The 19,169-nt window shown below is 63.4% G+C and carries 17 protein-coding genes; 6 read left to right on the top strand and 11 right to left on the bottom strand.

Annotated elements, in window-relative coordinates; translation table 11 throughout:
- Positions 1-41: 41 nt before the first annotated feature.
- From JWQ24_RS16545 to JWQ24_RS16515, 7 genes are all read right to left on the bottom strand, one after another.
- The gene (locus tag JWQ24_RS16545; RefSeq protein WP_299810150.1) at positions 42-443 is read right to left on the bottom strand and encodes an iron-sulfur cluster assembly accessory protein; all 402 of its coding nucleotides are present in this window, start codon (positions 441-443) and stop codon (positions 42-44) included.
- Between the two features lie 61 nt (positions 444-504).
- Positions 505-906, bottom strand: coding sequence for an SUF system Fe-S cluster assembly protein (locus tag JWQ24_RS16540; protein ID WP_299810147.1), 402 nt, complete (start codon positions 904-906; stop codon positions 505-507).
- Positions 903-2,153: a cysteine desulfurase gene (locus JWQ24_RS16535; protein WP_299810144.1), complete on the bottom strand. Its 1,251-nt coding sequence runs from the start codon at positions 2,151-2,153 to the stop codon at positions 903-905. Before JWQ24_RS16535 ends, JWQ24_RS16540 begins: the two co-directional genes overlap by 4 nt.
- Positions 2,150-3,475 (bottom strand): Fe-S cluster assembly protein SufD, encoded by a 1,326-nt coding sequence (gene sufD, locus JWQ24_RS16530; RefSeq protein ID WP_299810141.1) that lies wholly within the window; start codon positions 3,473-3,475, stop codon positions 2,150-2,152. The genes JWQ24_RS16535 and sufD overlap by 4 nt, the downstream gene beginning before the upstream one ends.
- A 23-nt stretch (positions 3,476-3,498) precedes the next feature.
- Positions 3,499-4,257, bottom strand: coding sequence for a Fe-S cluster assembly ATPase SufC (gene sufC, locus JWQ24_RS16525; protein ID WP_299810138.1), 759 nt, complete (start codon positions 4,255-4,257; stop codon positions 3,499-3,501).
- 209 nt (positions 4,258-4,466) lie between these two features.
- Positions 4,467-5,948 carry a Fe-S cluster assembly protein SufB gene (sufB, locus tag JWQ24_RS16520; protein ID WP_299810134.1) on the bottom strand — a complete coding sequence of 494 codons (1,482 nt, stop codon included), beginning with the start codon at positions 5,946-5,948 and terminating at the stop codon, positions 4,467-4,469.
- A gap of 93 nt (positions 5,949-6,041) precedes the next feature.
- Positions 6,042-7,208: a cysteine desulfurase family protein gene (locus JWQ24_RS16515; protein WP_299810131.1), complete on the bottom strand. Its 1,167-nt coding sequence runs from the start codon at positions 7,206-7,208 to the stop codon at positions 6,042-6,044.
- A 166-nt stretch (positions 7,209-7,374) separates the two neighbouring features.
- Here JWQ24_RS16515 and JWQ24_RS16510 point away from each other — a divergent pair, with 166 nt between their 5' ends.
- Together JWQ24_RS16510 and JWQ24_RS16505 are read left to right on the top strand one after the other, a co-directional pair.
- On the top strand, positions 7,375-8,748 hold the full coding sequence (locus tag JWQ24_RS16510; RefSeq protein ID WP_299810128.1) for a DEAD/DEAH box helicase: 1,374 nt from the start codon (positions 7,375-7,377) through the stop codon (positions 8,746-8,748).
- Between the two features lie 322 nt (positions 8,749-9,070).
- Positions 9,071-9,718, top strand: coding sequence for an alpha/beta hydrolase (locus tag JWQ24_RS16505; RefSeq protein ID WP_299810125.1), 648 nt, complete (start codon positions 9,071-9,073; stop codon positions 9,716-9,718).
- A 72-nt stretch (positions 9,719-9,790) separates the two neighbouring features.
- On the opposite strand, the gene JWQ24_RS16500 is transcribed toward JWQ24_RS16505, so the two are convergent.
- Positions 9,791-10,891 carry an anhydro-N-acetylmuramic acid kinase gene (locus JWQ24_RS16500; protein WP_299810185.1) on the bottom strand — a complete coding sequence of 367 codons (1,101 nt, stop codon included), beginning with the start codon at positions 10,889-10,891 and terminating at the stop codon, positions 9,791-9,793.
- Positions 10,892-11,047: 156 nt separating this feature from the next.
- Between JWQ24_RS16500 and tyrS the strand changes: the two genes are divergently transcribed.
- The 3 genes from tyrS (at position 11,048) to JWQ24_RS16485 (ending at position 15,465) form a co-directional block, all read left to right on the top strand.
- Positions 11,048-12,301: a tyrosine--tRNA ligase gene (tyrS, locus tag JWQ24_RS16495; RefSeq protein ID WP_299810122.1), complete on the top strand. Its 1,254-nt coding sequence runs from the start codon at positions 11,048-11,050 to the stop codon at positions 12,299-12,301.
- Between the two features lie 85 nt (positions 12,302-12,386).
- Positions 12,387-13,601: an MFS transporter gene (locus tag JWQ24_RS16490; protein WP_299810119.1), complete on the top strand. Its 1,215-nt coding sequence runs from the start codon at positions 12,387-12,389 to the stop codon at positions 13,599-13,601.
- A 169-nt stretch (positions 13,602-13,770) separates the two neighbouring features.
- Entirely contained in the window at positions 13,771-15,465 is a 1,695-nt protein-coding gene (locus tag JWQ24_RS16485; protein ID WP_299810116.1) for a methyl-accepting chemotaxis protein, read from the top strand.
- 71 nt (positions 15,466-15,536) lie between these two features.
- Here the strand turns inward: JWQ24_RS16485 and JWQ24_RS16480 are convergent, their stop codons facing one another.
- Both JWQ24_RS16480 and JWQ24_RS16475 read right to left on the bottom strand, forming a co-directional pair.
- Complete coding sequence (locus tag JWQ24_RS16480; protein ID WP_299810113.1) at positions 15,537-16,310, bottom strand: SDR family NAD(P)-dependent oxidoreductase; 774 nt, start codon at positions 16,308-16,310, stop codon at positions 15,537-15,539.
- A 42-nt stretch (positions 16,311-16,352) separates the two neighbouring features.
- A complete protein-coding gene (locus tag JWQ24_RS16475; protein WP_299810110.1) occupies positions 16,353-17,573 on the bottom strand; it encodes an ABC transporter substrate-binding protein in 1,221 nt (406 codons plus the stop codon).
- 146 nt (positions 17,574-17,719) lie between these two features.
- Between JWQ24_RS16475 and JWQ24_RS16470 the strand changes: the two genes are divergently transcribed.
- Positions 17,720-18,466 (top strand): IclR family transcriptional regulator, encoded by a 747-nt coding sequence (locus tag JWQ24_RS16470; RefSeq protein ID WP_299810107.1) that lies wholly within the window; start codon positions 17,720-17,722, stop codon positions 18,464-18,466.
- A 6-nt stretch (positions 18,467-18,472) separates the two neighbouring features.
- On the opposite strand, the gene JWQ24_RS16465 is transcribed toward JWQ24_RS16470, so the two are convergent.
- The coding region (locus JWQ24_RS16465; protein WP_299810106.1) for an AsmA-like C-terminal region-containing protein at positions 18,473-19,169 on the bottom strand (697 nt) is incomplete at its 5' end.

The raw sequence follows: 19,169 nt of genomic DNA, 5'->3' as shown, positions 1-19,169 counted from the left end.
GAAGGATGCGGCGACGGGCGCGGCCCGCGAAAACCGCCAGCTTAGTCCAGCTTCGCGGCCGTCAATTGCACCGACTCGCCGCAGCCGCAGGCGCCGGTCTGGTTGGGATTGTTGAAGATGAACTGCGACTGCATCTTGTCGGACTTGTAGTCCATCTCGGTGCCGAGCAGAAACAGCACTGCCTTCGGTTCGACCAGGATCTTGACGCCCTTGTCCTCTACCACTTCGTCGGTCGGGCGAATGTCATGGGCGTATTCCACGGTGTAGGACTGGCCGGCGCAGCCGCCGTTCTTGATGCCGACCCGCAGGCCGACGATCTCGGAATCGGTGCGCTTCGTCAGTTCCTGCACCCGCGCGGCGGCGGCATCCGTGAGACGCATCACTTGCGGACGAGGACGGGGCTTCGGTTTAACGCTCGGTGTTGCTGGTGTCATGTTTGTCATGTGTTCAGTCCTCGCAGCCATTCAAGGCCGCCATTGCCGTCTCACGCAAGCAAACGCAACATCACCACATATTGAGGACGAGGCGCGCCTCGTCGGTCATCCGGTCCGGCGTCCAGGTCGGCTCCCAGACGATGGCGACCGTGACCACGCCGACGCCGGGTACACTGGCCACGGCGTTCTCGACCATCATCGGCATCTCGCCGGCGGCCGGGCAGTTCGGCGTCGTCAGCGTCATCTCGACGTCGACGCTGCGGTCGTCCTTGATGTCGACCTTGTAGATCAGACCGAGTTCGTAGATATCGGCGGGGATTTCCGGGTCGTACACCGTCTTCAACGCGGCAACAATCTCGGTGCCGAGCCGCTCGGTCTCGTCGGCCGACAGCGCCGAGATGGTCTGCATCTGGCTGGTCTTGATGTCCGCATTCGCGGCATCGGCAGCTTTTACTTCGGCGACGTCGGTCATGAAAACAACTCCTGTGCCTTGATCAGCGACTGCGCGAGATGGTCGACTTCCTCGCGGGTATTATACATCCCGAACGAGGCGCGGCATGTCGCGGTAACATTGAATCGTTCCAGAAGAGGCATCACGCAATGCGTTCCTGCCCGCACGGCGATGCCCTGGCGGTCGATGACGGTAGCAATGTCATGCGGGTGCGCGCCTTCTATGGCGAACGAAATCACCGGGCCCTTGTTCCTGGCCGAGCCGAAGATGCGAAGCGAATTGATCTCGCGCAAGCGGGCTTCGGCGTAGGTCAGAAGATCGTGCTCATGCGCAGCGATGCGCTCTTTGCCTATCGAATTGACGTAGTCGATGGCGGCGCCGAGGCCGATCGCCTCGATGATAGCCGGCGTGCCGGCTTCAAACTTGTGCGGTGGGTCGCCATAGGTGACCCAGTCCTGCGCCACTTCGCGGATCATCTCGCCGCCGCCGGCATAGGGCCGCATCGCGACGAGATGGTCGTATTTGGCGTAGAGCACGCCGATCCCGCTAGGCCCATATAGCTTGTGGCCGGTGAAGATGTAGAAGTCGGCGTCGATGTCCTGCACATCGACCGTCATGTGCACGGCGGCCTGGCTGCCGTCGATCAGCACCGGAATGCCGCGCGCGTGCGCGATGCGCACGACGTCCTTGACCGGCACCACGGTGCCGAGCGCGTTCGACATATGCGTGATGGCGACGATCCTGGTCTTGTCGTTCAGCAGCTTCTCGAACTCGTCGATCAGGAAGTTGCCTTCGTCATCGACCGGCGCCCACTTGATGACGGCGCCGTAACGCTCGCGCAAAAAGTGCCAAGGCACGATGTTCGAGTGGTGCTCCATGATCGAGAGCACGATCTCGTCGCCCGGTTTGATGTTCGCGCCCCAGGAGGCCGCGACCAGGTTCAGCGCGTCGGTGGCGTTCTTCGTGAAGATAATCTCTTCCGGGCGCTTCGCATTGAGGAAGTGCTGCACCTTGGTGCGCGCGCCCTCATAGCCCTCGGTCGCCGCATTGGCGAGATAATGCAGGCCGCGATGCACATTGGCGTATTCGGTCTTGTAGGCCAGCATCATGCGGTCGAGCACCGCATTCGGCTTCTGCGCCGAGGCGGCGTTGTCGAGATAGACCAGCTTCTTGCCGTAGACCTGCATCGCCAGCGCCGGAAAATCCGCGCGGACCAGATCGACGTCATACGTGCCGTTGGAGACCGCAGGATGAAGGTCCATGGTCATCCCCTCGCCGCCAGCCAGCGTTCGGCCGCGGCAATTGCCAATTCACGCAGATCGTCGTTGACGATCGACTCGATGGCTTCGCCGACGAAGGCCTGGATCAGCAGCGCCTGCGCCTGCTTCTCGGTCATGCCGCGGGCGCGCAGATAGAACAGCAGGCTGTCATCGAGCGCGCCGGTGGTGGCACCGTGGCCGCACTGCACGTCATCGGCGAAGATTTCCAGCTCCGGCTTGTTGTCGGCCTCGGCCTCATCGGACAACAGCAGCGCCCGCGTCATCATCTTGGCGTCGGTCTTCTGCGCGGGCTGATGCACGTTGATGCGCCCCTGGAACACCGAATGGCCGCGGTCGTCGATCACGGCGCGGAACACCTCGCGGCTCGCGCAGTTCGGCGCCACATGGTTCATCACCAGCGTGGTGTCGGCATGCTGACGACCGTTGAGCAGATTGACGCCGTTGGTCTCGACATAAGAGTGCTCGCCGGCAATGCCGATCACCGCCTGATAGCGGCTGACGACGGTGCCGGTGTTCATGCCGAACGTGTTGAAATGAGCCTTGTGGCCGAGCGTGATCGCCGACGACGAGATGTTGAAGGCCTCGCGGCTGTCTTCGGTGAGACGGACATGGTCGAGCCGCGCACCGTCGCCGATGTGGATCACCAGCGAGTCGTGGACCTGATAATTCACCGCACCCTCGGCGCAGATGTAGCTCTCCACCAAAGTGGCAGACGCATCCTTGCCGAGCGAGAACATCGAGCGCGTGAACATCGCGGACGGCGCGCCGCCGCTGGCGATGTGGATGACATGGATCGGCTGCGAAAGCTTGGCAGCATCGGCGACCGCAATTACCACGCCGTCCGTCATCATCGCGCTGTTGAGCGCGACCATCGGATTTTCAATATCGAGCGCGAACAGCTGCGCATGCAGCTTCACGTCATCGGCATCGAGTACGTCGCGCAGGGTGCGAATGCTCAAGCCGGCATCGAGCTTGCCGAGGTCGGAGAGCTTTGGCGCAAACACGCCATCGACCAGCACCAGCTTGCGCACGCCGTCGATCGCATGCAGCTCCAGCGCCTCGGTGGCGCGCGTCAGCGCGGCAGCATCGGGGGCCACGGCGAGCGGCAGCACGACGCGCATCAAGACGCGCAGGTCAGTGTATTTCCAGTCTTCGATGCGCCGGTGCGGCAGGCCGATCCGCTCATAGGCCTCGAAGGCCTGCTGGCGGGTGGCGGCGACCTTGCCGGCGCCCGGCAGACGCGGACGCGCGAGGGCAAACGCCTCGCCGAGCGCCGTGCCGGTATCTGTCTTTGCCAATGCTACGTTCATCACACTATCCGTTCAGGCGCCGATCAGGCGGCCACATCTTCATACTGCGCGTAACCGGTCGCCTCGAGTTCGAGCGCCAGTTCCTTGCCGCCAGATTTCACGACGCGGCCCTTCGACATCACGTGCACGAAATCCGGCACGATGTAGTTCAGGAGACGCTGGTAATGCGTGATCACCACCATTGCACGCTCCGGCGAACGCAGTGCGTTGACGCCGTCCGCTGCGACCCGCAGCGCATCGATGTCGAGGCCGGAATCCATTTCGTCGAGGATGCACAGGCTGGGTTGGAACAGCGCCATCTGCAGCACCTCGTTGCGCTTCTTCTCGCCGCCGGAGAAGCCGACATTGACGCCGCGCTTCAGCATGTCCATCGGGATGTTGAGCGAAGCAGCGACATCGCGCACCTTCTTGAGAAACTCCGGCACCAGGAATTCGCTCTCGCCGCGCGCCTTGCGCTGCGCATTCAGCGCAGTGCGCAGGAAGTTCATCGTGGTCACGCCGGGGATTTCCACGGGATACTGGAAGGCAAGAAACACGCCTCTGGCAGCGCGCACATCCGGCGCCATTTCCAGCAGGTCCTCGCCCTTGAACAGGATCTCGCCGCCGGTCACTTCGTAACCCGGCTTGCCGGCGATGACGTGCGACAGCGTCGACTTGCCGGAGCCGTTCGGCCCCATGATGGCATGCACTTCGCCGGCATTCACGGTCAGCGTCAGCCCGTGGAGGATTTCGTTATCCTCGACACGAACCTGCAGATTATTGACTTGGAGCAATGCGGTCATCAGTCTTTTCCTTATCGTCACTCGGAGGCGCGCATCGCGCAAAGCCTCATAAATTTCAATTCGTCAGTTTCACGTGTCTCATGAAGTCGGAGAACAGCTCATTCAGCTACTCCTCCGTTTCTGATGGCCTGCCGCCGCTCAGCCGTCCCGAACATTCTCGCTGGGTATCGCGACGGGATGCTCAAGGACGCGGCGATCGGACTTCACGACTATCCGACCGAGCCTTCCAGCGAGATCGAGATCAGCTTCTGTGCTTCCACCGCGAATTCCATCGGCAGTTGCTGCAGCACGTCCTTGACGAAGCCATTGACGACGAGGCCGACGGCTTCTTCCTGCGAAAGCCCGCGCTGGACGCAATAGAACAGAACGTCTTCGGAGATTTTCGACGTGGTGGCTTCGTGCTCGAACAGCGCCGAAGAATTCTTCGCCTCGATATACGGCACGGTGTGCGCGCCGCACTTGTCGCCGATCAGCAGCGAGTCGCAGGCCGTGAAGTTGCGCGCGCCCGTCGCCTTGCGGTGCGCCGTAACGAGACCGCGATAGGTGTTCTGCGACACGCCGGCCGCGATGCCCTTGGAGATGATCCGGCTGGTCGTGTTCTTGCCGAGATGGATCATCTTGGTGCCCGAGTCGACCTGCTGGTGGCCGTTCGAGATCGCGATGGAATAGAACTCGCCCCGCGAGTCATCACCGCGCAAAATGCAGCTCGGATACTTCCAGGTGATGGCCGAGCCGGTCTCGACCTGGGTCCAGGAAATCTTCGAGCGATCACCGCGGCAGTCACCGCGCTTGGTGACGAAATTGTAGATGCCGCCCTTGCCCTCGGAATTGCCGGGGTACCAGTTCTGCACCGTCGAATATTTGATCTCGGCGTCGTCATGGGTAACGAGTTCGACCACGGCGGCATGCAACTGATTCTCGTCGCGCTGCGGCGCGGTGCAGCCTTCGAGGTAGCTGACATAGGCGCCCTTGTCGGCGATGATCAGCGTGCGCTCGAACTGGCCGGTGTTGCGCTCGTTGATGCGGAAATAGGTCGACAGTTCCATCGGGCATTTCACGCCCGGCGGTACGTAGACGAACGATCCGTCGGAGAACACCGCGGAGTTCAGCGTGGCGTAGAAATTGTCGGAGGTCGGCACGACGGTGCCGAGATACTTCTTTACCAGTTCGGGGTGTTCGCGGATCGCTTCCGAGATCGGCATGAAGATCACGCCGGCCTGCTTCAGCTCCTTCTGGAAAGTCGTGGCGACCGATACCGAATCGAACACGGCATCGACGGCGATGCGGCGCTCGCCTTCAGGGCGCACGACGCCTTCCAGCATTTCGATCTCGCGCAAGGGAATGCCGAGCTTCTTGTAGGTCTCAAGAATATCCGGATCGATCTCGTCGATGGAGCCGATCGTCTTCTTCGGCTTTGGCGCCGAGTAGTAATAGAGATCCTGGAAGTCGATCTTCGGATAGTTCACCCGCGCCCACGTGGGCTCTTCCATCGTCAACCAACGACGATAGGCCTCGAGCCGCCACTGCAGCATCCAGTCCGGCTCGTTCTTCTTGGCGGAAATGAATCGGACGGTGTCTTCCGACAGTCCCTTGGGCGCCTTGTCGGACTCGATGTCCGTGACGAACCCATAGCGATATTGATCGACATCGATCTGGCGAACCCGATCGACGGTCTCTTGTACGGCAGCCATTTTACCCTCCGCTCGCGGTTTCAAGGACCGCGGTGGATCAATCCAGAAATATATACGGTTCTGTACGATGTTCTGCTGAGGAAATCACCTGCTTTAGAACCGTTCAAGCAGTGTTTCGTCGCTATGTTTAAGTAAGGTGCTGGAGAGCTTTCGCCAAGCCTCCAGGCAGCGATTGACGTCGGTTTCTGTGCTTGACCAGCCCAGACTGAGACGCACGGCGCTCTTCGTCACCTCCGGCCCGTAGCCCATCGCCTCCAAAACGTGCGACGGCTGAACTTTGCCTGACGAACAGGCAGAGCCAGACGACACCGCGATACCTTCGAGGTCGAAACCAATCACTGCGGTCTCCGCGCGCAGGCCGGCCGCACCGAACAAAATGGTGTTCGGCAGCCGCGCCACCCCCTCCGAGAATACGACGGTGCCGCGAATCTGTCGCAGGCCAATCTCCAGTTGCTGCCGCAATCCGGCGATCCGCTGCATCTCACTGAGCGACGTTATCGCCGCCTTCACGGCCGCGCCGAAGCCGGCGATCCCCGCGACGTTCTCGGTGCCCGCGCGCCGCCCGAGTTCCTGCCCGCCGCCGCGCAACAGCGCGTCCAGTCCGGAGACGCCGTCGGCCAGCACCAGCGCACCGGCACCCTTCGGGCCGCCGATCTTGTGCGCAGAAACAGTGAGAAGATCGGCCCGCAAAGCTTTGATATCGATCGGAATCTTTCCAAGCGCCTGCACCGCATCAACATGTAGCAGCCCGCCGGCTTGATGCACGATATCGGCAATCGCTGCGACCGGCTGCAACGCGCCGGTCTCGTTATTGGCAAGCATCACCGAGACCAGCGCCGGCCCTCCGGTCGCCAGCATTGCCCGCAGTTGCTCGGGATCGACCACGCCGTCACGGCCCACCCCCAGCACCTCGATGGCATCGTCCGCAAAGCGCCCGCCTGACAGCACCGAAGCGTGCTCGACCGCCGAGACGATCAGCCGCCCGGCCGGCGCGCCGGGCTTGCGGAACAGGCCCGGCGTCAGCGCCAGCACGTTGGCCTCGGTGCCGCCCGAGGTGAAGATCACGTTGCGCGAATCCCCGGACACCGCCGTTGCCACGAGATGGCGGGCGTCCTCGACCAGCCGCCGGGCCTGACGGCCCTCGGCATGGACCGAGGAGGGATTGCCGGCGAGATCCCACGCCGCCAGCATCGCCGCGCGCGCTTCCGGGCGCAGCGGGGTGGTGGCATTCCAGTCGAGGTAGACGCGGTCACGGGCCACTGAATTCAATACCTTAGCATAGTTTGATAAAAATGGCGGGGCGGATGTCCGCATGTCTGGCCATGTCAGGTCGGGCTTTGGGCCGAAACCTGTTCGTCCACTTTAGCGCGGCTAGGCGAGAAACCGGACATTAAACCACTGCCTTCCTGCATCCCTCGTTGACGCAGTGCAGCATCGCACCTATCAGTCCGCCCTCTCGATAAAGCTAAGCCCGACCAGGCGCAGCCTTGCTCAGCGCTGGAGGCGCCGCGTGACCATGACCATGACTTTCGCTAATCTCGCTTTGGCGCCGCTTTTGCTGCAGGCACTGGCCGCGGAAGGCTATACCAGCCCTACTCCTATCCAGGCCCAATCAATTCCGATGCTGCTGCAGGGCCGTGACATGCTTGGCATGGCTCAAACAGGCACCGGCAAGACTGCGGCCTTCGCGCTGCCGCTGCTGCATCGCCTGGCCGTGAATCCCCGCCCGGCGCCCAAGGGCGGTGCCCGCGTCCTGGTCCTCGCGCCCACGCGCGAACTGGTTTCCCAGATCGCGGCCGGCTTCGAGACGTTCGGCCGCCATCTGCAGCCTCGCGTGATAACGATCTTCGGTGGCGTCAGCCAGTTCCACCAGGTCAATGCGCTCAAGGAAGGCGTCGACATCATCGTGGCAGCGCCGGGGCGCCTGCTGGATCTGATCGACCAGGGCCTCTGCGACCTGTCCGGACTCGAGGCGCTGGTGCTGGATGAGGCCGACCAGATGCTCGATATGGGCTTCGCCAAGCCGATCGAGCGCATAGTCGCGACGCTACCGAAGGATCGGCACACCCTGTTGTTCTCTGCAACGATGCCGAAATCGATCGCCGCGCTGGCCGAGAGCCTCCTGCACGATCCGGTGAAAGTCGAGATCGCTCCGCCGTCGACCACCGTCGATCGGATCGAGCAGTCCGTGATGTTCCTCGATGCAGCCCACAAAAAGGCGGCGCTGCTGGCGCTGCTGCAGACGCCGGAGATTGGCCAGGCCGTTGTCTTCACGCTGCAAAAGAACATTGCCAACGAAGTCTGCGCCTTCATCAGCGAGGCGGGGATCACGGCCGAGGCCTTGCACGGCAACAAATCACAGGGTCAGCGCGAGCGCGCACTGGACGCCTTCCGCGCCGGGACCGTGCAGGTCCTCGTGGCGACGGATATCGCAGCGCGCGGCATCGATGTCGACACGGTGACGCATGTTTTCAATCACGACCTGCCGAGCCTGCCGGAAAGCTATGTCCACCGGATCGGCCGCACCGGCCGCGCAGGGCGCAGCGGCTTCGCCATCACGCTTTGCGACGCAGAGCAGCGCGCCTGGCTGCATGATGTGGAGCGGGAAATCGGTCGTGCTTTGACGGTTCAGGCCGATCACCAATGGCATTCGGAAGACGCGCGACACTCGACCATGCGCGCGCCCGTGCTGGGCGGTGGGCCGGTCAAGCAAATCAAACCGCCGAAAGAGCCCCGCGAGCGCAAAGTCTGGACCGAGGAAGAGAAGCTCGCCGCGCGAAGAGCGGCAAAGGTCGCCTGAGAGGACGTTGGTTTGGCCACGAGACATCGTGGCCAAACGGGAACAAACGGCGAATGCCGGGAGCTGCTTGTCTGCCTCCCCGCAACCAGCCTGGCGCGATCCGCAGCCGAAAGCCCGCCACGAACCGCATACCCGTCCGCGCGAAGCCGCGACACCCTGTTCAAGATGCTTGCTTTTTGCCCTGTGCCTCATGGTAGAACGCGGCCTCAGCTTCACCCGGCGCCGTCCGTTGCGCCCGATCCGCCTCTTCCGCCGCAGGGCTCTCCGAGCCTCAACCCGCCGAACCCTGCGCGAAGTCGGTTGATTACCTCAAGGATCATCCATGCCCGAAGTCATTTTCACCGGACCCGCCGGCCGCATCGAGGGCCGCTACCATCCGGCCAAGCAGAAGAACGCGCCGATCGCGATGATCCTGCATCCGCATCCGCAGTTCGCCGGCACCATGAACCACCAGATCATCTACCAGTGTTACTACGCCTTCGTGCATCGCGGCTTCTCCGTACTGCGCTTCAATTTCCGCGGCGTCGGCCGCAGCCAGGGTTCGTTCGACCACGGCACCGGCGAATTGTCGGATGCTGCGGCGGCGCTCGACTGGGCACAGACGATCAACCCCGAAGCCCGCGCCTGCTGGGTGGCCGGTTTCTCGTTCGGCGCCTGGATCGGCATGCAGCTTCTGATGCGCCGTCCCGAGGTCGAGGGCTTCATCTCGATCGCGCCGCCGGCCAACCTCTACGACTTCTCGTTCCTCGCGCCCTGCCCGTCCTCAGGCCTGATCGTGCATGGCGAGAAGGACGCGGTGGTGCCGCCGAAGGACGTCAACACACTGGTCGAAAAGCTGAAGACCCAGAAGGGCATCGTCATCGACCAGCACATCATCCCCGGCGCCAACCACTTCTTCGATGGCAAGCTGCAGCCGCTGATGGAATCGGTCACCGGCTATCTCGACATGCGTCTGGCGAACGTTCGCTAAATCGCGATCCCGCTTCCCGGATTGGCGAGGCAACACTTCGTGTTGCTTCGCGTCCGGGGGAACGGGGAGCAACTACCCCGGTCGAGCCACCACGCCGCCGGTCATCGGGATCGGCACGCCCGTGGTCGCCGGATAGCTCAGCGGCAGGCCTTTCAGGCCGCGTGCGGCGAGGAAACCGAAGGCTTGCGCCTCCATCGCATCCGCCGACCAGCCCAGCGCATCCGCCGCCTCAACACTTTCCGCAGTCAGTCGCTCGCGCAGCATGCGCATCAAGGTGAGATTGCGCGCGCCGCCGCCGGCGACAATCCAGCTCAACGGTGATTTCGGCAGGAGCGGCGCGATGCTGGCGATCGCCGCGGCCGTAAATGCGGTCAGCGTCGCCGCCCCATCGGCCGGTGCCGTGTCGCGCAACGTCAGTGCGGCAAAATGATTGCGGTCGAGCGACTTCGGCGGCGGTTCTGTGAAGAACGGATGCGCCAGCCCGCTCGCTACCCAGTCCTCATCGACCATGCCCTGTGCGGCCAGCCGACCCTCGCAATCATAGGGCTCGCCCACGCTGCGGAACATGAAGTCGTCGAGCAGCGCATTGCCCGGCCCGATGTCGCAGGCGATCAGCGTGTCGCCGTCGATATAGGTGATGTTGGAGACACCGCCGATATTGACCACGGCGGTCGGCCCCTTGCGCCCCAAGGCCTGCGCCAGCGCACGGTGATAAACCGGCACCAGCGGCGCGCCCTGCCCGCCAGCCGCGACATCGGCGGCACGGAAATCGTGCATCACGGGGATATGGATGGCGCGGGCCAGTGCGGCGCCGTCGCCGATCTGCACCGTCAGCCGGTCAGCCGGGCGATGCAGCACAGTCTGGCCGTGGAAGCCGACGATATCGACGTTTTCGCGGGCGATATGGTTCTGGGCGAGAAAGCCGGCCATCGCCTCGGCATGGGCTGCCGTCACCACCCGCTCGGCCTCGGCCAGAATGCCCGGCCGGGCGTCACGATCGGACAGTTGCACCGCCTCGGCCAGCGCCTGGCGCAGCACGCCGCGCTCGGCTTCGGCATAGGGCCGGTAGCTGGAAGGCCCGAAAGCCCGAACCTCACGACCATCGGTCTCGATCAAGGCAATATCGACCCCGTCCAGCGAGGTTCCACTCATCAGCCCGATCGCGGTCAGCATCGTCGGCATGTCAGGCCCGCCCTTCAGGTCAAACTTGTGTCGAATGGCCCGATCTTATAATGCCACACGGCGCTTCCGGATGGGCGGTAGCCGGCCACGACACACCGCCAATCTTGCGAGACAGCGTAAAAATATCATGATCAGAGTCTCCAGCCGATGACCGCATTTAAATCAGACTTTCTGAACGTGTTGCAGAGCCGCGGCATGATCCATCAGATCTCCGATCCCGAGGCGCTCGATGCCGCCTGCGCCAAGGGCCCGGTCACGGCCTATGTCGGCTATGATGCGACCGCCACCTCGCTGCACATCGGCAACCTGATCTCGGTCACCATGCTGCACTGGTTCCAGGAGACCGGGCACCGCCCGATCACCCTGATGGGCGGCGGCACCTCGATGGTCGGCGACCCCTCGTTCCGCGACGACCAGCGCCAGTTGCTGACGCAGGAAACCATCGGCAGCAATATCGAAGGCATCAAGAAGATCTTCGGCAAGATGCTGAACTATGGCGACGCGCCCACCGATGCGCTGATGGTCAACAACGCCGACTGGCTGCTGAAGCTCAACTATGTCGAATTCCTGCGCGATGTCGGCCGGCATTTCTCGGTCAACCGCATGCTGGCCTTCGACAGCGTCAAGCTGCGGCTCGACCGCGACCAGTCGCTGTCCTTCCTCGAATTCAACTACATGATCATGCAGGGCTACGACTTCGTCGAGCTCAATCGGCGCTATGGCTGCACGCTGCAGATGGGCGGCTCCGACCAGTGGGGCAATATCCTCAATGGAGTCGATCTCAGCCATCGCACGGGCGGCCCGCAGCTTTACGCGCTGACCACGCCTTTGCTGACCACGGCGTCGGGCGCCAAGATGGGCAAGACCGCCAAGGGCGCGGTCTGGCTCAACGGCGATCTCTTCAGCCCCTATGATTTCTGGCAGTACTTTCGCAACACCGAAGACGACGACGTCGGCAAGTTCCTGAAGATCTTCACGCGACTGCCGCTCGACGAAATCGCCAGGCTGGAGAAGCTCGGCGGCGCCGAGATCAACGAGGCCAAGAAGATCCTGGCGACCGAGGCGACCGCGATCGTGCACGGCCGCGAGGCGGCCAACGCTGCCAACGAAACCGCGCGCCAGACCTTCGAGGAAGGCTCGATCGCGCAGAGCCTGCCGACGATCGACATTCCGCAGAGTGAACTTGCCGCCGGCATCGGCGTACTCGGCATCTTCGTCACCGCCGGTTTCGTCGCCTCAAACGGCGAGGCGCGCCGCCAGATCAAGGGCGGCGGTCTGCGCGTCAACGATACCCCCGTGACCGACGAGAAGATGTTGCTGACGCCTGCACTGCTGACGCCGGAAGGCGTGATCAAGCTGTCGCTCGGCAAGAAAAAACACATCCTGCTGCGCCCTGCATAGGGCTATTCGCTAAGCGCACTGTTCACGGCCTTTGAAACGCGCTCCATGGATGGAGCCATTCGTAAACGCCGTGAAGAGTCGCCCGATGGACCCGAAAGCCGCGCATCGCACTGCACTCGCCGTTCTCGGCGTCTGCTTCACGCTGTCGGTGCTCGGCCGCGGGCTGCAGGAGAGCTTTACCGTCTTCCTGCTGCCGATCTCGCAGAACTTCAGCTGGGACCGCGGCGAGGTCGTTTCGATCTATTCGTTAACCGCTCTGTGCGGCGGCCTCGCCTCGCCACTGGTTGGCCGGTTGTTCGACCGCTCCGGCCCGCGCGCGGTGTTCGTCACCGGCCTGGCACTGATCGGCGGCGCCTTCATCGCCGCCTCCTTTGCACAAAAGCTCTGGCAGTTTCAGATCACCATCGGTATTGCGCTCGGCTTCGGCGTCGCCTGCATCAGCAACGTGCCCAACTCGATCCTGCTCGGGCGCTGGTTCGGCAGGCGGCTGCCGACAGCAATGTCGGTGGTCTACTCAGCCACCGGCGCCGGCATCCTCATCATGCTGCCTATCGCGCAGATCCTGATCGAGCGCTTCGGCTGGCGCGGCGCATACCAGACCTTCGGCTGGCTGGCGATCGCGCTACTGCTACCGTTGCTGGTGCTGCCGTGGCGGCTGTTCTCCAACGGCTCGGCTCATTTGGAAAAACCCGAAGGCCATGACCTGCCCGACGAAGGCTGGACGCTGCCGCGCGCGCTGCGCCACCACGCCTTCTGGGCACTGTTCGCGACCTTCTTCTTCACCGCGATCGGCATGTATGCGATCTCGCCGCAGGTCGTCGCCTATCTGATCGACGCCGGCTTCCCGCCGCTGACCTCGGCGACCGCATGGGGCTTCAGCGGCGTGGTGCTGCTGTTCGGCATGCTCGGCGTATCCTGGCTCGACGGCGTGATCGGCCGGCGGCCATCCATTCTGTTCAGCTACACCCTGTCGATCGTCGGCATCGTCATGCTGTGGCTGCTGCAATGGTATCCGAACTACTGGCTCCTTACCGGCTTTGTGGTCTGCTTCGGCAGCATGATCGGCTCGCGCGGTCCGTTGCTGACTGCAACCGCGATGAAGATTTTTCGCGGCGAGCGCGTCGGCACCATCTACGGCACGATCACGATCGGCAGCGGACTGGGCTCGGCCCTGGGCTCGTGGAGCGGCGGCCTGCTGCACGACTGGACGCACAGCTACAATCCATTGATCGGCTTTGCGTTGGTTAGCGTACTGATCGGCATGATTCCGTTTCTCGTCGTGCCGGCGTTGCGACGCTAATTCGGATCGCCGGGATAAGTCTTTCGTGATCTTTCAATCTCGGCGTGTGCCGCATCTCGCCTTGTCCTGCCTGCAAACCAGATTGCGTAGCAAGGCACTGTCAACCTTCACCAATAATAAGCACCTTGCCAGTAGATATCATCGGAAGTTTCTCCGACTTGAGGTTCAGATGAGTCTGCTCGGCCGCTTCACTATCCGCACCAAGCTTGCCAGCATGGTGGTCGTCTCCGCCATTGCCGTATGTTCGATCATCGCCGTATCCGCCTCGCTCAGCCAGAAGCGCATGCAGGACGACCGGATGGCGCAGTTGCATACCGCGGTCGATATGATGGTTGGCATGGCGCAGACGCTGCAGGACGAAGTCGCGGCCGGCAAACTCACGCTCGCCGATGCACAGTTGCAGTATCGCCAGCGCGCCAAGGGCATGTTGTTTGGCAACAAGCAGGGCTATCTCGTCGCCTATCACGCCGACGGCGTGCTGCTGGTCAACGCCGGCAATCCGCAGCTTGAGGGCAAGAACACCGGCGCCAAGGATTCCAACGGCGTGCTGATCTCGAAGGCGATCATCGAGGCCGGACGCAAAACACCGGAAGGCGGCACCGCCTATTATCTCTACCCCCGCCCCGGACAGACCGTCCCGACCGAGAAGATGGTCTATGCGCGCTATTACGCGCCATGGGACCTGACCATGAGCACCGGTCTCTATGTCGACGACCTCGACGCCGACGTGAACTCCCTGCTGACCAAGCTTGGCCTGCTCGGCGCCAGCGTGCTGACGGTGATGGCGTTTCTGTCCTGGCTGATCGCCAGCGATGTGCTGGGCGCGCTGAAGCGGCTGCAGGCCCGGATGCACAACATCGCGACCGGTTCGCTCGACACCAAGGTCGACGAGACCGACCGCGGCGATGAAATCGGCCGCATGGCCGAGCAGTTGGAAATGCTGCGCCAGACCTCGCTGACCGCGCGCGCGCTGGAAGCCGAGCAGGCCCGCATGAAGCTCACCGGCGAAACCGAGAAGCGCGATGCGCTGATCGCGCTGGCTAACCACTTCGATCAGTCGGTCGGCGCGCTGGTCGGCCTGATGGCCTCCGGCTCGACCAAGCTGGAAGCCACCGCGCAGTCGATGTCCGGCACCGCGGAGCGCACCAACGACCAGGCCACGATCGTCAGCACCGCCGCCGCCGAAGCCAGCAGCCGCGTCCAGACCGTGGCCGCCGCCGCCGAAGAACTGTCCTCCTCGATCGTCGAGATCAGCCGCCAGATGGCGCAGTCCGCCAAGATCACGAGCCACGCGGTCGACAGCGCCCGCCGCACCGATACCATCGTCCGCGCGCTGGCCGATGGCGCGCAGCAGATCGAACACGTCGTCGAGCTGATTTCCAGCATCGCCAGCCAGACCAACCTGCTCGCGCTCAACGCCACGATCGAAGCGGCGCGTGCCGGCGAAGCCGGCCGCGGTTTTGCCGTCGTTGCTTCCGAAGTGAAGAGTCTCGCCGGCCAAACCGCCAGCGCCACCAAGGAAATCAACACCCGCATCGCGCAGATCCAGGCGGCCACCAGGGAAGCCGTTGACGCGATCCAGGGCATCACCGCAACCATCGAGGAAGTCAGCGCCATCGCCACCACGATCGGCTCGGCGATCGAGGAGCAAGGCGCAGCCACGGCCGAGATCGCCCGCAACGTCACCCAGACCGCGCAGGCAACGCAGGACGTCACCACCAACATCGGCGGCGTCAGCGCCGCCGCGCACGAGACCGGCGACGCCGCCGGCATGGTGCTCAGCGCCGCCTCCGGCCTGTCGAAGCAGGCCGAGCAGCTGTCGGGCGAAGTCACGACCTTCCTCGCCGGGGTCCGCGCGGCTTAAGCCGAGATTTCACGCAAAGAATAAAGGGGCGCGGTCAGCAGTGACCGCGCCCCTTTTTTGTTGGTATGGGGTCAGCGCGCGGTGAAGCCGCCATCGACCGGCAACGCGACGCCGGTGATGAAGGACGCATCATCGGAGGCCAGGAACAGCACGGCGGAGGCGACCTCCTCCGCTTTGCACAGCCGGCCCACTGGTACCGAAGCCAGCAACTTTTCCTGGTTGGCGACGGCTTCCGCGGCAACGCCGGAGCGACCGGTGAAGCCAAGCTTCATCGGCGTATCGGCGAGCCCCGGACACACCACGTTGACGCGCACGTTATCCTTGGCAAAGTTCTGCGCCAGCGACTTGGTGAGGCCGACGACCGCAAATTTGGCAGCCGAATAGATCGGGCTCATCATCGAGCCGACCAGACCCGACACCGACGAGGTGAAGATCACGGAGCCGCCGCCGCGCTGCCGCATGTATTTGATGGCCTCGCCGGCCGCCAGCGTCGCCGAGGTGACGTTCAGTGCCATCGCCAGATCGTAGGCGGCGAGGTCGAGATCCTCGACGCCCGCCGGCCCCGGCGTGCCGGCATGCGCCCACAGCACGTCGATGCCACCGCCGAGCAGTTTTGCGGCGTCATTGATCGAGCTGCGCATCTGTTCCGGCTTCGACAGGTCGGCCTGGATAGTCTCGATGCTACCGCCATCGGCCTTGATGTCCGCGGCCATTTTGCTCAGCGCCTCGGCATTGACGTCGATGGCAACGACTTTAGCGCCTTCCTTGAGAAACAACTCGACGCCGGCGCGCCCCATTCCCGATGCGGCGGCCGTGACCACCACAAGCTTGTTCGCTAGACGCATCACGTATCGCTTCCTGTTTCAGTTTGGCTAAGTGGCGTTCGACTACTTGACGAACGAGCAGCCGCCATCCTTGAGTGGACGGAAGGCTTCCGAAGCCGGGATCGTCGCCAGGACCTTGTAGTAGTCGAACGGCTTCTTTGACTCGGCGGGCTTCTTGACCTCGACCAGCATCATATCGTGCAGCACGCGGCCATCTTCACGCAGCGAGGTCTTGCCGAACAGCGGATCGTCGAAGGTGCCCATCTCGCGCATCGCCTTGACGACGGCGACGCCGTCCTTCGGCGAGCCGACCTTGGCCACCGCCATCAGATAGGCCAGCGAAGCCGAATAGGCGCCGGCCTGGTTCATCGACGGGAATTTACCCTTGTTGCGGGCGGCGAAACGCTCGCCGAAGCTGCGGGTCTTGTCGTTGAGGTCCCAATAGAACCCGGTCGTCAGTTGCAGGCCCTGCGCGGTCTGCAGGCCGAGCGAGTGGATGTCCGAGATGAACAGCAGCATGCCGGCCAGCTTCTGCCCGCCTTCGATGATGCCGAATTCCGATGCCTGCTTGATCGCCTTGATGGTGTCGCCGCCGGCATTGGCCAGCGCGATGATGTCAGCCTTGGACGCCTGCGCCTGCAGCAGATAGGAGGCGAAATCGTTGGAGTCCGTCGGATGCTTCACGCCGCCGACCACCTTGCCGCCATTGGCGTTCACGACCACGGTGGCGTCGCGTTCCAGCGAGGTGCCGAGCGCGAAGTCGGCGGTGACGAAGAACCACGACTTGCCGCCGGCCTTGGTAATGGCCGAGGCCGTGCCGTGCGACAGCGCCCAGGTGTCATAGGTCCAGTGGACCGAGTTCGGCGTGCAGGCCTTGCCCGTGAGGTCGGAGGTGCCCGACGCCGTGAACAGAGCGACCTTGTTGAGCTCCTGCGCCAGCGGCGCGATCGCCAGTGAGATCGCGCTGGTCGGCATGTCGACGAGAACATCGACACCTTCGGTCTCGAACCACTTGCGAGCGACGCCGCGTGCGATATCCGGCTTGTTCTGCGCGTCGCCCGCGATCACCTCGACCTTGAATTTATCGGCGCCAGGAAGCTTGTTGAAATCCTCGACCGCCATCAGGGTGGCCTCGGCCGAGCCCATGCCGCCGATGTCGGAGAAGATGCCGGACATATCGGCGAGTACGCCGAGCTTGATAGGGGTCTGGGCCGATACGATCGACGCCGATGCCATGTAGGCAGCGGCCGCCAGCGCGAACAGGATGGACTTCCCGTGCTTCATTTTTCTCTCCCTGTGTAACGGATGCCGGGCCGAGCCCCGCTCCAAATTCTTGATTATGAATTTATAAAACCTGTATATGAATTTGATGTCAAGGCGAGAGCGCGTTATCCCAGACTGGGCGCAACCTATTTTTTGCAGGAATGAAGATGCTGGTCAGGCAGGCTGCCAATGTTCTCGAACTGCTGGAGTACTTCGCCCGGCGCAAGCGTCCGGCGACGCTGGCGGAGATCTCCGACGATCTCGGCTGGCCGCGTTCCAGCACTTTCAATCTGGTCGGCACCATCGCAGAGAAGGGTTGGCTGTATGAGCCGCAGGCGCGCAGCGGCTACTATCCGAGCCCGCGCTGGCTGACGCTGGCACAGAGCGTCGCCGACGCCGAGCCACTGCCCGAGATTGCGCGCACGCTGGCCACCGAAATCGCCAACCAGACCGGCGAGACCACCGGGATAGCCGCTCTGGCCGGGACGTTTGCGATCTTCCTGCATGTCGTGGAGTCGACGCAGTCGGTGCGCTACTTCGCCCAGGTTGGTGATCGCATCCCGGTCCATGCCAGTTCGGTTGGCCGCGCCATCCTGTCGCAACGCTCTCTGGCGGAACGCCAGGCGATCTATCGCAAGATCAGCTTCGAACCGTTCTCGCAGACCACGCCGACATCGGTGGAGATGGTGGAGGCCGAACTGCAAGCCGCCGCCGAGCGCGGCTATCACCAGAGTTCTTCGGAATATATCGCCGACCTCGCCGGCGTCGCTTTGCCCTTGCCGCTGCATGCGCGGCATCTTTCCGTCGTCGTCGCCGGCCCCACCTCGCGTTGCCTGGCGCGACGCCCGCAAACGGCTGCGACGATCAACGAGATTTTGGGCCGCTATGCGCCGGCACTCAACGGCGATCGCTGACAACGGTCAGTTGTTCGGGCCGCTCGGAAATTCGACCGGGTTGTTCTGCTTGCCGGTGCCGAACTCGAAGATCTTGCGCAGCACGCCGGGGGCCATCGCCGAGATCGGGTTGACGCGCAGCACCGGCGCGCCGGGCGTGCCGACCACTTCATAAGTGACGCCGATCAGGCCCTCATTGCTGCCGCCGCCGAGGAACAGGCCGATCACCGGCAGCTGGCCGAACATGTTGTTGAGCCCGTACATCGGCACGAAGGTGCCGCTCATCCGCACGGTGTTAGCGGGGTAGTCGATGCTGCCTTCGATGGTGGCGCCGATGGAGGGCCCCTTGACGACGCCCTCGCGGATCGTGAGCTGGCCATTCTGCCGGGTGAATTCGGCCCGCAGCCGCGAAAATCCGATGCCACCCTGCGACACCCCCGGCCCCCCCGCGGCGACTCGGTCCAGCGAGGCCTCGCCCTTGATGGCGAAATCGCGGACGTTGACCAGGCCTTCCTTGGGACGCGTATCCGACGACGGCGTGTCCATGGCCAGCGATAACTGCCCACCGACCATCTTGGAGTAGGTATCGGTCACGCGGAAGAACGCGCCGGCGTCATTGGTCTCGATATAGATCACGTCGCGCGCCGCGCCCTGCGCGCGGCCCCGCATGTCGCCGGTTAGCGGCGTGTCGCGTCCCAGCTTGCCGCTGAGGTTGAAGGTCTTG

The sequence above is a fragment of the Tardiphaga sp. genome (assembly GCF_028290495.1).
GTDB lineage: Bacteria > Pseudomonadota > Alphaproteobacteria > Rhizobiales > Xanthobacteraceae > Tardiphaga.
This window is presented reverse-complemented; position numbering and strand designations above follow the sequence as displayed.

Excerpts from the sequence above, each read along its gene's own strand:
- JWQ24_RS16545 (WP_299810150.1), bottom strand. The coding sequence starts at position 443 with ATGACAAACATGACACCAGCAACACCGAGCGTTAAACCGAAGCCCCGT.
- JWQ24_RS16540 (WP_299810147.1), bottom strand. The coding sequence starts at position 906 with ATGACCGACGTCGCCGAAGTAAAAGCTGCCGATGCCGCGAATGCGGAC.
- JWQ24_RS16535 (WP_299810144.1), bottom strand. The coding sequence starts at position 2,153 with ATGACCATGGACCTTCATCCTGCGGTCTCCAACGGCACGTATGACGTC.
- sufD (WP_299810141.1), bottom strand. The coding sequence starts at position 3,475 with ATGAACGTAGCATTGGCAAAGACAGATACCGGCACGGCGCTCGGCGAG.
- sufC (WP_299810138.1), bottom strand. The coding sequence starts at position 4,257 with ATGACCGCATTGCTCCAAGTCAATAATCTGCAGGTTCGTGTCGAGGAT.
- sufB (WP_299810134.1), bottom strand. The coding sequence starts at position 5,948 with ATGGCTGCCGTACAAGAGACCGTCGATCGGGTTCGCCAGATCGATGTC.
- JWQ24_RS16505 (WP_299810125.1), top strand. The coding sequence starts at position 9,071 with ATGCCCGAAGTCATTTTCACCGGACCCGCCGGCCGCATCGAGGGCCGC.
- JWQ24_RS16500 (WP_299810185.1), bottom strand. The coding sequence starts at position 10,891 with ATGCTGACCGCGATCGGGCTGATGAGTGGAACCTCGCTGGACGGGGTC.
- tyrS (WP_299810122.1), top strand. The coding sequence starts at position 11,048 with ATGACCGCATTTAAATCAGACTTTCTGAACGTGTTGCAGAGCCGCGGC.
- JWQ24_RS16490 (WP_299810119.1), top strand. The coding sequence starts at position 12,387 with ATGGACCCGAAAGCCGCGCATCGCACTGCACTCGCCGTTCTCGGCGTC.
- JWQ24_RS16485 (WP_299810116.1), top strand. The coding sequence starts at position 13,771 with ATGAGTCTGCTCGGCCGCTTCACTATCCGCACCAAGCTTGCCAGCATG.
- JWQ24_RS16480 (WP_299810113.1), bottom strand. The coding sequence starts at position 16,310 with ATGCGTCTAGCGAACAAGCTTGTGGTGGTCACGGCCGCCGCATCGGGA.
- JWQ24_RS16475 (WP_299810110.1), bottom strand. The coding sequence starts at position 17,573 with ATGAAGCACGGGAAGTCCATCCTGTTCGCGCTGGCGGCCGCTGCCTAC.
- JWQ24_RS16470 (WP_299810107.1), top strand. The coding sequence starts at position 17,720 with ATGCTGGTCAGGCAGGCTGCCAATGTTCTCGAACTGCTGGAGTACTTC.